The following is a 16,232-nucleotide window of genomic DNA, read 5'->3' on the forward strand; positions in this document are numbered from 1 at the left end:
GATGATTAACACCCCAACCAGGATTAGATCAAACTCTTAATAGGAGAGCTGGTTTGTCCCGGATCCTTGCATTTAATGTCTACCTGAACCTTAACTTGAACCTGGGGAAAGGTCCCATTCCATTCCCGTTTTATGGTTTTCCACTGACGAGGGTATTGTCGATGCACACTTTCACCAAATCCGAAAATGTCCGTCTTGTACTGCTTCTGGACTTTCTCAATCAGCTGTTGTGTCGATTTTTGAGCCAATTGACTGAATTTATCTTCTATGAGACGGAGCTCCTCTTTTTTGGCTGGATCCAATTTTGAATTGTTTTCGACAACGGTTCCCTTTCCCTTGAGGCGCACGTCAATCTCTATTCGTTGACCGGTTATTTTCACACGGATAAGCCGCTTTAATGACTGCAGTCTTAAGCTAAGGTTTTCATCTGCTTGATTCATGGAAGAAGTGATGATAAAACTGGATTGTCTATTCGTGATCCAATTGGCCAGGGCAGCTTCTTTAGCATTCAAGAATGCCACCAATTTCAGGCCTTCTTCCTTGTTTAGAATGGCAGCTCCACTATAAGCATATTTTTTTGAGGCAGTTAAGCTAACTGCCGGCAGCAGGGGCTGTGTTCCCTGACTTACAGCATCTGCCAGGAAATGCCGATAGTAATAGGGTCTCAAGCTTATTGCGATTTGCTCGCGCTCGAACGTCGTACCATTAAACGGGTCAAAAATCGGCTCAATAGCAAGAATGTCTTTTGCTTGCCCGCCTTTCACAACTACGACCATTGAGCGCATTTCCGAATCGGGATTACGGACAAACATATCGATAAAACTGCTTACCCCATGCTCAGCCATTCCTTGTCCGATAAGGATGGTCTGGCGATGGCCATAAAACAAACTTCTCGACAGCTGCGCCTGCATGTTTTGACCTGCGTCCATAATATTCTTGCCAGTTGCGCTGACCACACTGAAGCTGTTCTTGGTGCCGCCGCCGCTATCCTGTCCACCGACAATACCGGCAGGTATTGCAATTTGTGAACTTAACTGAAACTGACCGTCTTTTGTGAAATCGATCCCGGCACCCACAATAAATGCCAGTTGATCCGGTTCCTTAAGGTTCCAGCAGCCGGTTATGTTCGATACGATCAGGAGCAATACGAAACAAAGTTTACCTATCCTCTTCATGGATGATCCGCCTCGCTATTAGGATTGGCAGTATGCTTTCGAGGCCAACGCATCAGCACGTCCTTAAGGCGGCGCGTCATCAGCGGGGCTGCCGGGGTGAGATAAGGAGTCCCAAATGGATTTAGTTGAATCAGGTGAATTAATACCGCAATGATCCCGATTGCAGTACCAAATAGGCCAAATAATCCGGAAAGGATTAATAACGGGAACCTCAGCATCCGCAGGGGGAAGCCGAATCTATACCGCGGAATGACAAATGATGAGATCCCGGCAGCCGATACGACAATAACAATAGGCGCGGAAATGATTCCGGCACGGACCGCAGCCTCCCCAATAACCAACGCCCCAACGATACTTACGAGAGGACCTATTTGTTTGGGCAAGCGAATTCCGGCTTCCCGCAAACCTTCAAACATGATCTCCATAATAAAGACCTCAATCACGGTCGGGAATGGCGCCCTTTCACGCAGAGCCGCAATACTCATCATCAGCTTTGGCGGAACCATCTCCGGGTGAAAGTTGGTTAACGCAATAAAAATGGAAGGCAAAAAGACCGATATGAGGGCAAATATATAACGGATCCATCTGTTGAGGGAAACAAACAAAAATCGTTCGTAATAATCGTCAGGCGCCTGTAATCCATCCCAAAACGTCATTGGAATGACGAGGGCATGCGGGGTTCCATTAGTTAATACGGCCACTTTGCCCTCAAGCAATCCGGCAGCAACAACGTCGGGGCGCTCTGTGGTCAGCATTTGCGGAAAGGGGGATAAAGAAGTATCTTCAATCGATTCTTCGATATACCCCGATTCAAGGATTCCATCCAGTTTTATCCGATTTATTCGTTGACGTATTTCCTGCAGAACGGATATTGAAACAATCCCCTCAATATAGGTAATAACTACATTGGTTTGTGTAAGTTTTCCGATTTTCAAGGATTCAATTTTCAGCTTCGGCGTTGCAAATATCCTGCGCAGGAGCGTAAGGTTCGTCCGCAGGTGCTCCGTAAAGCTTTCTCTGGACCCCCGAAGTGTCGCTTCGTCTGCAGGCTCTTCTATATTGCGGGTCTGAAACATGGAGACATCGGCAAGAAGTGCAGTATTCTCCGCATCCGCCAATATAGCAACGCATCCCTTTAAAATGTGTTCAGAGATTTCTCCAATGCTGGAAAGCTTCTCGGTATTGACAAAGGATAAGTGTTCTTGCTCACACATTTGGGCGATACTATCGATTGTCCCAAGACCTTGAGGCAGCCCATTGTACATTAACGGTCTGAGAAGGTTTGAGCTAATCATATTTTCATCGATCATGCCGTCTACGAAGATCAATAAAAGTCTGGTTTGGCCTTGAATCGTTATTTCACGGAAACAAATATCCGAACAATTCTGAAATATATTTTTTAAAATCTGCTCATTTTCTAAGAGATTGTTACCTAGATTGTTGTCGGAATCTTCGAAGGATCGGTTGGTAGGAGTTTTGTGTTTATTATTCATAAGCTGACTTTCCCGAACCATTTCATGATTGTACCCGCTTTCGTGATGAGTGTTTTTAGATACTATCCCCCAATTCATGAAAACCATACTTTATTTACCTCGGATTCTCCATTCCACCAAAAGCTTCCTTTTCAGCTCAACTAAAAAATAATTGAAGCATACAGGTGAACAGCTTCGCACTGTAGAAATAGTTTATAACATTGCTGTTTTTTTAAGTAATTGTACGTATGATATGAAATTCATCATGACAAGGAGAGTCGAAAATGAATAACGAAGTGATTTGGCACGGAGATTTGGACCAGAGCTTATGCGCATTTACATTCGACGATGGGCCGCACCGCTATTCCGTTGAACTGTGGTTGGACATTCTGGAGCAGGGAGGGGCGATTGGAACATTTTTCTTCACTGGAGAATGGATTGACCGCCATCCCGGGGAAGCCCGGGCGATAATTGCCCGGGGCCATGTTCTTGCGCCTCATTCCTACCATCATCGGCGCATGGCCCAGCTTCCGAGGGACGTGTTCTTCGAAGAACTGAAGCTCACCGAGCTTGCCTATCAGGATGTTACCGGACAGCCGTGTCCGGCATTCATGCGTTTTCCCTATTGTTCATTCACGCCGGAGAATCTGGTATGGCTCGCCGAATGGGGTTATACGGATGTGGAAGGGGAAGATTCGGGGGATTGGGCGGGCATCTCCGCCGAGCAAATCATGGAGCGGATCGAGCCGCGTTTGCAAAACGGGGCAATCGTCGTTCAGCACAGCAACGACATCGCTCTCGGCACTCCGGCCGCACTTAAAGCATTAATTCGCAAGGCGTACGAAAAGAATCTCACTCCCGTCGGTATCCCGGAGCTGCTGAGTTCGCTGGGAATAAAGGAATCGTTCCGGGCATGGAAAATTGTCATTGACGTTCCGGCTGAAATAGATGTTCCCGCAGATCATTGGGAGCCGGCTTCCAGGGAGGAAGATCTCCGACGGCTGGCCTATGAATCAGCGGACTGGCGAGTGCCGCAATTTACATCCTCGTATGCCAGCGAGCGGGACTGGTATGAGCATCTGAGGACGCCTCTGAGCCGCGGGGCTGTCATGGAGAACCGCGAGCTGCTGTCCGTAAGGCATTTCTCGGATAGCTGCTGGGGTTACGTTCGGGCAGGGGTTGACGGGGATACACTTGTCCTGATGGATTACGCAGCCAAGGAAACACAGGCTGATACGCTGGTGTATCTGCTTCGCTGGGCAGCGCAAGCCTCGATGCGGCTGGGCTGTACGCGAATCGAAGCGGGAAGGGATATCCGCAGGATGAGTGAAATGTGCAGACAGCTGGGGTGGAAAGCGGAGCTGGTCCAGGATAATCAAGCGGCGCCGCTTCTTGGCATTCGATAGTTCGCCGGGACAGGGCATTGCCCTGTACGGCCTGTATAATCTTGACAATCGGGAGCCCTTGAGGCTCCTTCTTCTCTGGCAGAGGACGATTTTAGCTTGGTTCTTCTTACATTTGGTCGTACCTTCGTTCAATAATAAAGTGGGACACATTGGTGCGGAAAATGCTTTCGCTGTATTCGATAGGCGTATTATCCTGCAGATAGGAAACGGTTTGAATGTAAATGGAGGGGGACCCGGGATCAATATCGAGCAGCCGCGCCACATCATCGTCCGCGATGACCGGCTTCAGCGTGTCGAGGGAACGGTCTATCCGGTGCCCGTATTTTTCTTGCAGAAGCTTGAATAACGAACCGATCTGCTTCTCGTTAGAGAGTCCTGGAGCCAGGGACCAGGGCAGATAAGAGGTTTCGTAAGCGACCGGCTGATCATCCGCCAAGCGCAGCCGCACGAGCTTTGTGACGGGGGACAGCTCCGGAATTTCGAGATGCTGCTGGAACGGTGGTCCGGCCGGGACAACCGACGCTTCGAGAACCCTTGTTTCCGAACGGCGGCCAAGCTCCTGCATATGATCGGAGAAGCTGACGATCGGAGCGATCATATGATGAACGATCCCCGATTTGGCTGTGGAAATAAAAGTCCCCTTGCCTTGTATTTTATTGATGCGGCCTTCCAATTCCAGCTGCTGAAGCGCCTGGCGAATCGTCGTCCGGCTGACATTGTACATTTTGCACAATTCATCCTCTGTCGGCAGCTGTTCCCCCGGTTGATACTGTCCTTCTTTAATGGCTTCCCGCAATTTTTGTTTCACGACTACATATAACGCAACGTTCTTGTTTGTTGACATATCGATGCTCCTCAAATGACCTTTAGGCAATGAATTTAAACAAATCAGGCTGAAAACGTAATCATAATAACATATTTCCCCGAACTTCGAAAGGTAACAATTTGTGCCTTCGCTTCTTCGCAGACGATATTTCGCACAAATCGGATCTCTAGATCTGTGTTTTCGCCTGCTTTTCCCTGCGCTTCAGACATCTTGGCTTTCAATGTTCAGAATATTTTGTGTTGACTATTTGTTATTATGAATTTATAATTCGATTATAAATGTAGTAACAAATAAAACAATGACTTGCTGCTGTAAAGGAGTGTGAGCCATGACTGACTCTATTTAAATGTCCGTCGGCATTATACCAATTCCCTACATGGAGGTTGCACAATTGTGAGAAAAGAAAAAGATCGGTTAAAAGTGGCGGTTATGGGTGGCGGGTCGTCTTATACACCGGAGCTGATCGAAGGCTTCATCAATAATCAGGACGCTCTCCCGGTCCGGGATTTATATCTGGTCGATATCGAAGCTGGGCGGAACAAGCTGGAGACGGTCGGCAATCTGGCCAGAAGAATGATTGAGAAAGCGGGAGTGCCGATTAAGCTTCATACCACATTTGACCGCCGGGAAGCGATTGAGGGCGCTGACTTCGTCACCTCCCAGATGCGCATCGGCATGCTGGACGCACGCTCCAGGGATGAGAAGATTCCATTAAAGTACGGATTGATCGGCCAGGAAACAACAGGAGCAGGCGGCTTTGCCAAAGCGCTCCGTACGATTCCGGTCATTCTGGATATCGCCAAGGACATGGAGGAGCTGGCTCCGGACGCCTATATGATCAACTTCACGAATCCGGCCGGTATTGTCACGGAGGCTGTACTGAAATATTCCAGGATCCGCACGATGGGTCTATGCAATCTCCCGATCGGCACCAAGATGCAAATTGCCCGGCTATGCAATGTGGATGTGTCCAAAGTCAGCATTGAAATGGTCGGCATCAATCATTTGAACTGGACGACGCGCATCGTGGTGGATGGGGTCGACATCACCGCCGATGTGTTGAATAAAGCGGCCGGAGCGAGCGGGCTTACGATGAAGAATATCCCTGATTTCGGGTGGGACGCGGAGTTTCTGCAATCCGTCGGAGCACTGCCATGCAGCTATCATCGTTATTATTATATGAAAGACCTCGTGTTTGAAGATATGAACAAGGCGTTTCTGGACAAAGGAACAACCCGCGCTGACGATGTGAAACGGGTTGAAGCCGAGCTGTTCGAATTGTATAAAGATCCAATGCTCACAATCAAGCCCCCTCAGCTGCAGCAGCGTGGAGGCGCCTACTATTCAGAAGCTGCCGTCAATCTGATCAAGTCGATCTACAACGATACGAAGGATATCCAGACGGTGAATGTTCGCAACAACGGCATTCTGCCTTTTCTGCCGGAGGATGTATCCGTTGAGATCAACTGTGTCATCGATTCCCAGGGAGCGCATCCGGTTCAAATCGACACGCCGGTCCCGCCGCAGATCAGGGGCCTGCTGCAAATGGTGAAAGCTTATGAGGAGCTTACCGTGAAAGCGGCGGCAGAGGGGGACTATTTGGCTGGCTTGCAGGCGTTGACGCTGCATCCGCTGGTTGGCAGCGCGAAGCTGGCCAAGCAATTGCTGGATGAGATCATCGAGTCGAACAGAGAGTACCTTCCTCAATTCAAATAAAAGCTCTTGAAGTAACAAGTTTTCAATCATATAGAATCATCACTATGATTTTTATATTTACATAAAAGGTAGTAACATATATAATGAAAAAAAGGTTTTCAGCCATTTTCTTATATGCTTGCTAACCGGATAAAACAGGAGGTGGGGAGCTTCCCGCAAGAAATGCCGTGCCGGGTATGGGGAAATCGCAAACGCGGATTGTAAACGCTGTCAATTTTACAGCTTCATCGAATGTTTTGAGGCAATTCCCTTTCGTACTAATATCAGAACGTATAAAATTTGGCCCCCGCCTTTTCTGATATTTTTGAGGAAGAAACTAACTTTGCCGACATAAGACGGCGAAGCCGTTTCTTCTGAGCTGGCAGAGTTATACCTTTCGCAAGGTTACTAACGATATTAAGGGAAGGAGACCCAATATGACGGGCAAGCGTCTACGGCAAAAAGCGGACTTTCGTGAAACGAAATACTTCTACCTCTTCATTTCTCCTTGGATCATCGGACTCATACTCTTCACAGGCGGACCGATTCTGTTATCCGGCTACTATAGTTTTACACGCTACGATATCGCCCACGATCCCGTCTTCATCGGTTTGCAAAACTACACCAATCTGTTTCACAATGAACTGTTCTGGAAATCATCAGGGGTCACCTTGTATTACACCCTGGTAGGCGTTCCGGTAGGTCTTGCGGTTTCTCTGCTGCTGGCCATGCTCTTGAACGTCCGTATACCGGGTCAGCGCATATTCAGCACCATCATTTATCTCCCGTCAGTTGTCTCCGGCGTAGTGCTTTCCTTGTTATGGGTCTGGCTGCTGGATCCTGATTTTGGAGTCGTTAACGTGCTGTACTACAAAATAACCGGCTCGGTCGGTCCTCAATGGCTGGCGGACGAGAATTGGGTCATTCCTTCCCTGATCATGATGTCGCTATGGACACTGGGCAATAATGTGGTGATCTATCTTGCCGGCCTCAAGAGCGTTCCTGCAAATCTGTACGAAGCGTCCCAGATCGACGGGGCATCCCGCTTCAAACAAATGCTGCATATTACAATTCCGATGATTTCCCCTGTCACGCTGTTCCTTCTGATTACAGGGATTATCGGATCCTTCCAGGTGTTTGTCCAGGCGGATGTCATGACCAAGGGCGGACCGAACTATGCCTCGTACTTCTATGTGTACTATTTATACCAACAAACCTTCAGATCGTTCAACCTCGGCTACGCTTCGGCGATGGCATGGGTGCTGTTCATCGTCGTGGGGATTCTGACCTGGCTGATGATGAAGGTATCCAAACGTTGGGTTCATTACGAAGGAGGGGAATAAATTGTCCGTGCCTACCCAGGTTAAACAGCAAACAGCCGCCCGAAGCAGCTCCATTGCCTCAGGAGAGCGGGCCGTTAAAATTTTTGCCTTCAGTATTCTGATTATTCTATCAGCTTTGATGATCATGCCGCTTTATATCATGCTCAGCACCGCGCTCAAAACGCAGCAGGATGTCTTCTTGTTCCCGCCCAAGTGGATTCCAAGTCCGATGGTATGGCATAACTTCATTGATGCGTTCAATGCCAGACCGTTCGGCCAATATTTTTACAATACCGGTATGTACGCTATTGTCGGAACATTCGGAGAAGTCTTTTCTTCCGCTATTGTGGCTTACGGATTCTCGCGATACCGCGGATACGGTCGCAATGCCATGTTCCTGATTTTATTGGCCACCATGATGATCCCATACCCCGTAACGATGATTCCGCAATTCGTCCTGTTTAAAAACCTGGGTTGGATCGACAGCTATCTGCCCCTGAATGTTCCTGCTTTTCTCGGTTCGGCCTATATCATCTTCCTGCTGCGGCAATTCTTCAATTCGGTTCCCGTAGATTTGTTCGAAGCGGCAAGACTCGATGGCTGCAGCGAGCTGCGGACCTTCTGGAATATCGCGCTGCCGCTATGCAGTCCAGCATTGGCAAGCGCCGCAATCTTCGGCTTCATGTGGCGCTGGAATGATTACCTGGGCCCGTTGATCTATCTCAATACAGATTCCAAATACACCGTTTCCATCGCATTATCTTCCTTTACCAGCATGTACAACATCGTACCCTGGCATTTGCTGATGGCCGCTGCGCTGATGGCTGTTCTGCCTCCGATTATCATCTTCTTCCTGGCGCAGAAATACTTCGTGAAAGGGATTGTCGTCTCCGGACTGAAATAGGGGACCGTCCTGAAGGGAGTTGATGCCGGCCGAGGCAAGCGGTTCATGACAGCTGTTCACATCCACAATATTATGGGAGGGTTACACATGGTGAGAAAGTGGTTAGGCGTTACAATCGTTTCGTGTATTTTGGTCGTATTGGCTCTTAGCGGCTGCAGCTCGAGCACGGACAATAATGCGGGCAACAGCCCCGAAACCGCCGGAACGAATGAACCGGCAGGCAATAGCGGCGGCAATAATGCGGGCAGCGGCGAGAAGGTCACCATCACCCTGCTTAATGCCCAGGACAACGGGATCCGCGACAAGTTTCTGCCGGATGTCATAAAGAAGAAGTTCGAAGAAGCCAATCCAAACATCACTCTGGAAATTATCAGCGTACCTTATGAGCAGTTCGATTCCAAAATGAACACCATGGTTGCGGGCGGAACGCCGCCGGATGTGTGGAGCCATTGGGGGCAAAGCGGTTTCGTCGATTATAATGTCCGCGACATGGTGCTCGATCTTACTCCTTATATGTCGCAGTTCAATAATCCCAACATTTCGCAAGCCACGCTCGATATCTACAAAGTCGGCGACAAACAAATGGGCATCCCGCTTAATGTTTACTCCAGCATGATCTTCTACAACAAGGCTATATTCGAGAAAGCCGGCGTTACGGTAGAGAACTACAAGCCTGGAGATGCTGCATGGACCTGGGAGAAATTAACCGAATTGGCGAAGTCGGTGAGCAAGGATTACGGCAAGCCAAGCGCCATATACGGCTTCACCTATGGAATGGGCGAGCATTTGTTGACCTACAGCTGGGACTGGGGACTTGATGTTTTTGACAGCGGCTATGCGACCGGATTTGTAGACAAAGCCGACTTGACCGATCCCAAAATCGTAGATTCCACGAAGTTTTTCCAGGATCTTATTTTTAAAGACAAAATCATGCCGACGGGAGCCGTTCTGGACTCCATCAGCAAAATCGGCGATCCGATCCTCACAGGCAAGGTAGCGATGTCACTGGTCGGCAGCTGGGCGATGGGCGGCTTCAAAGAGACAAACACGAAGTTCGGCGTGCTTCCGCTTCCAACCGGACCTGCCGGAACATCGACGCCATTCATCTATGCGGATCCGCTTATGATTTCCTCCAAATCGAAGAATCCGGATGCGGCATGGAAGCTGGTTCAATTCATGACCAGTCCCGAAATGCAGCTGGAAATGACCAAGGAAACCGGCTATCCGCCGGCTGACAGCGTGGCTTATGAAGAGTGGTTCAAGCAGTACAGCGATTTGACCGATATCCAATATCTGGAGGAAGTCAATACGGCAGCAATTGAGAAGGGCAAAGAGTCGCCGAACCATCTCATTGCCGGATACGGAGATATTACCTCCTTCATGCTGAACGAGCAGCAGCCGATTTTCAACAAGGAAGAGGATCCGGCAGGTGTGCTGGAGAAGATGAATCCTAAATTCCAAAAGCTGCTGGATGAAATCAAACAGAAGGCCGGCAAGTAAAAAGCACGGTAAAATAAGAAAGGCTGGCTGCGCAGGTTAATCACCGGATTTTTAAATTAAGGCTATTGTGATACAAAAGCCGGGAGGGCTCGACTGTCAGTCCTCCCGGTCATAAAATCAGCATGGATAAGGAGAGTGGGCATTTTGTTGAAGCTTTCCATTGGGGCTTTTTCTTTTTTTAATACGATGCGGGCGGGGAAAATGGATATTTTCGGCTACCTCGAATCGGTTAAATACCGGTACCGTCTGGATGCCGTAGATTTGTGGAATGGATTTTTCGCGGGGCAGGACGATAGCGGTCTGGTTATTCTGCCCGAAGAAGAGGAAATCCGCAAGATCCGCGAGGCGATCGACGAGAAAGGGTTAACCGTTGCGAATATCGCCCTTGACGGTGTGCATCTCATCGATCAGGACCCAGACCTGCGCGAGCGGCTGTATCAAAACGCGCTGCTTCACCTGCGCGCTTCCGAAATCCTGGGAGCCAAAACCGTCCGGATCGATATTTGCAATAATCGGACAGAGGAAATAACCGAGCAGGAATTCGACTATATCGTGAATCGTTATCGCGAATATTGCGATCGTGCGGCGGAGCATGGATATACGGTCGGCCCTGAGAATCACATGGGCGCGGCCTTGAACCCGCATCTGCTCAAACGGATTGCCGAGGCGGTGGACCGTCCGAACTTTGGCATCCTGCTGCATTTGAAACGCTGGAAGCCCGAATTTGCCGACGGCGATGCCATAGTGGCACCATGGGTGGTGCATACGCATATCGATGCGAAAACCGTAGCTTCGGGTGATATCGAGGTCTCGATTCGCGCCTTGGAGCAGGCGGGCTACGATGGGCACTGGGCCGTTGAATACAATGCCAAGGAAAACCAGTATGCGGAAATCGAGTGGCTGCTGTCATCGATAAGACGGAAATTTTATCAAATGGCTGAGGCCTGAGAGGAAGCGGCTATGGAACCGGTCAGAATTGGAATTATCGGCGTCGGTTTGATAGGAAAGCATCATATTCAGCAATATTCCGCCATTGAAGGCGTAGAAATTGCCGCCGTGTGCGATATCAATGAGCAGGAAGCCCGCAAAACCGCAGAACAATACCAGATTTCCAGCGTATATTCTGATTACAGGCAGATGCTGGCACGCGATGATCTGACCGCTGTGGATGTGTGCCTGCACAATAACCTGCACGCGGAAGCGACAATCGCCGCCCTGCAGGCAGGGAAGCATGTGTACTGCGAGAAGCCCATCGCCGGAACTTACCGGGATGGCCTGACGATGGTGGAAATGGCGCAGGAATGCGGAAAAATGCTGCATATCCAGCTGGGTACGCTGTACCGGAACGAGACGAAGGCGGCCAAAACGCTGATTGACGCCGGCAAGCTCGGCAAGCTCTACCATGCCCGGTCTACCGGTTTCCGGCGGCGCGGGCGTCCTTTTGTTGACGGTTATGGCTCCAGGATGTTTACGCGCAAGGAATTTGCAAACGGCGGCGCTCTCCTGGATATGGGCGTATACCATATCGCGCAGCTGTTGTATCTGCTGGGCATGCCGGAGGTTGCGCGGATTTCCGGAAAGCTGTATCAGGAGATGGACATGGACCCCAAACGCAGGGAAGAAAGCGGCTTTGACGTAGAAGAGTCAGGCATGGGATTCGTCCGTTTTGCAGGCGGGGTCTCCATGGATATTATCGAAGCCTGGTCTCTTCATCTGGACGGGTTCGAAGGCAGCAGCATATCCGGTTCGCAAGGCGGCATCCGGCTGCCGGCTTATTCGGATATTCACCCCAAGTCAGCCTTCAGCTATCACACGACGATCTGCGATATGGATTTCGACAGCACGCTGGACCTCAATGCTATGAGCGAGCGCCGGCACCGGCTGAATCCCGATGAGGACGCATACGATTCTTCCTCCAAGCATTGGGTCGCGGCGCTGCAGGGTAGAGTAGGACTGCTGCCAACCGCCGAAATTGCGCTGAAGACCATGCTCATCAGCGAGGGCATATATTTGTCCAGCCGTCTGGACCGGGAAGTCGCCGCAGATGAAGTGGCAGAGCTCTCGTATTTGACTGCAGAGAAGGAGATCTAGATGATGAAATTCGAATCCTTGTTTAATCCTTATCCATCCCAACGCATGACAACCTATGGCAGCAAAGGCATGGTTGCGACTTCCCAGCCCCTCGCTGCCCAAGCGGGGCTCGACATCCTCAAGAAGGGCGGGAATGCCATCGATGCGGCAATCGCAGCGGCTGCCTGCTTGACGGTAGTGGAACCGAATTCCAACAGCATCGGAGGCGATACATTTGCCATTGTATGGACGGAAGGAAAGCTGCACGGGCTGAATTCAAGCGGGCCGTCGCCTGCCTCGATAAGTGTGGAGAAAGTGAAGGCGGAAGGGCTGGAGCGGATTCCCGCGTACGGGATGGTCCCGGTGACGGTGCCCGGCACTCCCGGAGCCTGGGCCGCATTGTCCGAGCGCTTTGGCCGCCTTCCCCTGACGGAAGTGCTGCAGCCGGCCATCGACTATGCGGAGCATGGCTTCCCCTTATCGCCGACAATCGCGAAATATTGGGCGGACGGTTTCCGAAACATCAGCGGACTGAACAGTGAGCTGTATCAGCCATGGCTGGATACTTTCGCGCCGGAGGGCAGAGCCCCTGCCGCCGGGGAAATATGGCGTTCCCCGGATCATGCAAGGACGCTCCAGTCCATCGCGGAAACAAAAGCGGAATCGTTCTACAGGGGGGAGCTGGCAGACAAGATCGACCTGCACTTCCGCGAGCAAGGGGGATTCCTGCGGAAAGCGGATTTGGCGGCATTTTATTCCGAGTGGGTAGACCCCATTCATGTCGCTTACAAAGGCTATGAAGTATGGGAAATTCCGCCCAACGGTCAGGGGCTGGTGGCGCTGCTTGCGCTCAATATTCTGAAGGGCTTCGACTTTGCCGCCAAGGACCTGGCCGATACCTATCACAAGCAGATCGAAGCGGTCAAACTGGCATTTGTCGACGGACTCAAATACATTACCGACCCCAGGAAAATGAACGTCTCCGTCGAAGAGCTGCTTTCGGATTCCTATGCGGATAGCAGAAGAGCACTGATCGGAGATCAGGCTGTCACCCCTCAACCGGGGGAGCCTCCGAAGGGCGGCACGGTGTACCTTGCTGCCGCTGACGGGGAGGGGAATATGGTCTCATTCATTCAGAGCCACGCAGGCGATTTTGGAGCAGGCGTTGTTATCCCCGGAACCGGGATTTGCATGCAAAACCGGGGCACCGGCTTCTCCTTGGACCCCGGGCACCTAAATGTTCTGGAGCCGGGCAAGAAAACCTTTCACACGATTATTCCCGGTTTTCTTACCAAAGGCGGCGTTCCTGTCGGACCTTTCGGCGTCATGTGCGGCTCCATTCAGCCGCAGGCGCATGTGCAAATTCTGCTGAATACGATCGATTTCGGTCTGAATCCCCAGGCTGCCCTGGACGCCCCGAGATGGAGATGGCTACGGGACAAGATTATCGAGGTGGAGCCGCAATTTCCGGATTATCTGGCCCAGGCGCTGGCCCGCAAAGGGCATATTGTGCAGCGGGCGCTGGATTCCGGCATGTTCGGCCGCGGTCAGATTATCTGGAGAGATCCGGATAGCGGCGTGCTGGCAGGCGGAACGGAACCGCGGGCGGATGGAGAAGTCGCAGCCTGGTAAACGTGTTATGCAGGGCAAGGCCTATATACAACCTGGGAGATTTCAACTGTGGGTATTTTAGCGGCTTATTATTTTTTTCTGTACCTTTCCATGTCCGTATTCATGCCGTATACGAGTCTTTACTTCAGTGAAAAAGGGTTCAGCACCTCGGAGGTCGGATTTATTCTGTCCTTATGGGCGTTGGTGAGCGTCGTTGCACAGCCTGTCATGGGACTGATTAATGACCGCATCGGAAGTCCAAGAAAAATAATCATGATTTCGGTCATCGCGGCGCCGGTTATCGGTCTTGGTTTTCATTACGTGAATGAATTCGGCGCCGTTATCGCTTTATCCGTGCTTTTCACATGGTTCCATTCCTCAACAGGACCGCTCAGCGACTCCATTGCAGTAGAAATCGGCAGCCGTGCCGGATTCAGCTTTGGCAGCATCCGTCTGTGGGGGGCGCTCAGCTACTCGGTTGGAACAATCAGCACGGGATTCCTGTATGACAAGTACGGTTACGGCAGCATTTTTGCCTATTATCTTGGGTTCAGCCTCCTGGTCTTCGCCCTGCTGTTCGGATTCCCGAAGTCCAGAACCTCTTCTACGCTTGAAATTACGCTGCTCCAGCAGGCGAAAGAGGTGATCGGGAACAAGCCGTTTATGGCCTATCTGGGCATCTGTCTGATTCTGGTCATGTCCATGGCCAGCAGCTCCACATTTCTGCCCCTGTATTTTCAGGAAATGGGGTTTGACAAAGCGCTTCTTGGCAGCGCGTTTGCAGCAGCGGCCTTGATTGAAGTCCCCATGTTCTGGGCTGCCGCCAAGCTGAGCCGGAGGATCGGGAGATTCCGGCTGCTCGCGCTTGCTGCGTTTATCTTTGCGCTCCGGTGCCTGATTCTGTTCTTATTCCACAATGTTTACCTTACGCTTGGCGTCCAGCTGCTTGACGGGATTTCCTTCGCGTTCGCTGCGGGCACCTTTGTTGAGGTCGTGGAAAGCTACGCCAGCAAAAATACGAAAGCAACGTTTCAGACGATCTTTGCGGCTGTCAGCTCGGGGATGGGGGGCGTCATCGGGATCGCCGCTGGCGGCGTTATCGTGGAGATTTGGGGAGCGCCGGCGCTGTATCTGGTTTTGTTCATCCTGAGTGCTGCGGCATCCGTTTTATTCATCGGCATGCGGCAACCCGGGGCTGCTGAATTTCAGCTGTCTGACCGCTCCAATACCTAGATGAAAGGGAGACGAACAATGGCATATATGATGGGTGTGGACGGAGGAAACAGCAAGACTTTTACGGTTATAACGGATGCTGAGGGCCGCCTGATCGCCCGCGGACTGGCCGGCTGCGGGAATCATCAGGTACCGGGGATCGACACAGCGCTCGCCAATATCATAAAGTCTGCCGACATGGCGCTTGAACAGGCCGGATTGCGTTATGAGGACATTGCTTTTGTGCAGTATGGGCTGGCAGGCGCCGACCGGCAAAAGGATTTTGATATTCTTCGTCCCTGCTTGGCGAGCCTGCCTTTCTTGAAATGGGATGTGGTTTGCGATACATACGAGGGGCTGCGCGCGGGTACCAAGGACAACATCGGCATCGTTCTGGTTTGTGGAAGCGGCACCAATGCGGCAGGCAGAAATCGCGAGGGCCGCATGGTACAGACCGGCGGCTTCGGTTATCTGTTCGGCGACCGGACGGGAGGCGGGCATCTGGCCAGAGAGGCCTTCAGTCACGCTGTCCGTTCCTGGGAAATGCGGGAGGAACCGTCGATCCTGCCCGATAAAGTAGCGAAGTATTTTGGTTTTACCGACATGGGGCAGGTATTCGACCACTTCCTTGATCATGACATTGCGGAAGTCCCCCATGACATGACACTGATTTTGCATGAAGCGGGGGATGAGGGAGACGCGCTGGCCATCAGGCTGCTGCGCCGGGCGGGAGATGAGCTGGGCCGAGGCGCGAATTCCGTGATCAGCCGGTTGGGAGGCTTCCCCGGGGAAACAATACCGGTCGTCATGGTTGGCAGTGTCGTGCAGGAAGGAAGAAATCCGCATCTGCTGGCCGCTTTAAGGGACAGGATCGCACAGCAGAACGAGCATTTTGAATTCATCATTCCGAAAATGGCGCCCGTATTCGGCTCCGTATTGTTGGCCATGGATCAGTTGGGAGTACCGGTAACAGATTCGATTATAAAACGTTTCGAAGAATATGGCAGCTATCAATAGCCCTAAGCAATCGGAACGAAAG

At 51.1% G+C, this 16,232-nt stretch carries 13 protein-coding genes; 10 read left to right on the top strand and 3 right to left on the bottom strand.

Annotation, left to right across the window (positions count from 1 at the left end):
- Positions 1-23 precede the first annotated feature (23 nt).
- Positions 24-1,175, bottom strand: coding sequence for a Ger(x)C family spore germination protein (locus ACFOLF_RS34570; protein ID WP_210045371.1), 1,152 nt, complete (start codon positions 1,173-1,175; stop codon positions 24-26).
- On the bottom strand, positions 1,172-2,668 hold the full coding sequence (locus ACFOLF_RS34575; protein WP_210045370.1) for a spore germination protein: 1,497 nt from the start codon (positions 2,666-2,668) through the stop codon (positions 1,172-1,174). The genes ACFOLF_RS34570 and ACFOLF_RS34575 overlap by 4 nt, the downstream gene beginning before the upstream one ends.
- Positions 2,669-2,931: 263 nt before the next feature.
- On the opposite strand from ACFOLF_RS34575, the gene ACFOLF_RS34580 reads away from it, so the two are divergent.
- On the top strand, positions 2,932-4,053 hold the full coding sequence (locus ACFOLF_RS34580; protein ID WP_210045369.1) for a polysaccharide deacetylase family protein: 1,122 nt from the start codon (positions 2,932-2,934) through the stop codon (positions 4,051-4,053).
- A 106-nt stretch (positions 4,054-4,159) separates the two neighbouring features.
- Here ACFOLF_RS34580 and ACFOLF_RS34585 read toward each other — a convergent pair whose 3' ends face one another.
- Entirely contained in the window at positions 4,160-4,897 is a 738-nt protein-coding gene (locus ACFOLF_RS34585; RefSeq protein ID WP_210045368.1) for a GntR family transcriptional regulator, read from the bottom strand.
- Between the two features lie 411 nt (positions 4,898-5,308).
- Between ACFOLF_RS34585 and ACFOLF_RS34590 the strand changes: the two genes are divergently transcribed.
- The 9 genes from ACFOLF_RS34590 to ACFOLF_RS34630 all read left to right on the top strand — a co-directional run bounded on the left by ACFOLF_RS34590 (position 5,309) and on the right by ACFOLF_RS34630 (position 16,210).
- Complete coding sequence (locus ACFOLF_RS34590; RefSeq protein ID WP_210045450.1) at positions 5,309-6,595, top strand: 6-phospho-beta-glucosidase; 1,287 nt, start codon at positions 5,309-5,311, stop codon at positions 6,593-6,595.
- A 416-nt stretch (positions 6,596-7,011) separates the two neighbouring features.
- Positions 7,012-7,917 (top strand): carbohydrate ABC transporter permease, encoded by a 906-nt coding sequence (locus tag ACFOLF_RS34595; RefSeq protein WP_210045367.1) that lies wholly within the window; start codon positions 7,012-7,014, stop codon positions 7,915-7,917.
- Between the two features lie 7 nt (positions 7,918-7,924).
- Positions 7,925-8,800 (top strand): carbohydrate ABC transporter permease, encoded by an 876-nt coding sequence (locus tag ACFOLF_RS34600; RefSeq protein WP_379113461.1) that lies wholly within the window; start codon positions 7,925-7,927, stop codon positions 8,798-8,800.
- An 87-nt stretch (positions 8,801-8,887) separates the two neighbouring features.
- On the top strand, positions 8,888-10,300 hold the full coding sequence (locus tag ACFOLF_RS34605) for an ABC transporter substrate-binding protein (protein WP_210045366.1): 1,413 nt from the start codon (positions 8,888-8,890) through the stop codon (positions 10,298-10,300).
- A 144-nt stretch (positions 10,301-10,444) separates the two neighbouring features.
- The gene (locus ACFOLF_RS34610) at positions 10,445-11,248 is read left to right on the top strand and encodes a sugar phosphate isomerase/epimerase family protein (protein WP_379113439.1); all 804 of its coding nucleotides are present in this window, start codon (positions 10,445-10,447) and stop codon (positions 11,246-11,248) included.
- A gap of 12 nt (positions 11,249-11,260) precedes the next feature.
- Entirely contained in the window at positions 11,261-12,391 is a 1,131-nt protein-coding gene (locus ACFOLF_RS34615; RefSeq protein WP_210045365.1) for a Gfo/Idh/MocA family oxidoreductase, read from the top strand.
- Entirely contained in the window at positions 12,392-14,002 is a 1,611-nt protein-coding gene (locus tag ACFOLF_RS34620) for a gamma-glutamyltransferase family protein (RefSeq protein WP_210045364.1), read from the top strand.
- A gap of 48 nt (positions 14,003-14,050) precedes the next feature.
- A complete protein-coding gene (locus ACFOLF_RS34625; protein ID WP_210045363.1) occupies positions 14,051-15,214 on the top strand; it encodes an MFS transporter in 1,164 nt (387 codons plus the stop codon).
- An 18-nt stretch (positions 15,215-15,232) separates the two neighbouring features.
- Positions 15,233-16,210: an N-acetylglucosamine kinase gene (locus ACFOLF_RS34630; protein WP_210045362.1), complete on the top strand. Its 978-nt coding sequence runs from the start codon at positions 15,233-15,235 to the stop codon at positions 16,208-16,210.
- Positions 16,211-16,232 lie beyond the last annotated feature (22 nt).

This window comes from Paenibacillus sepulcri, from assembly GCF_042647105.1.
Lineage (GTDB): Bacteria > Bacillota > Bacilli > Paenibacillales > Paenibacillaceae > Paenibacillus_Z > Paenibacillus_Z sepulcri.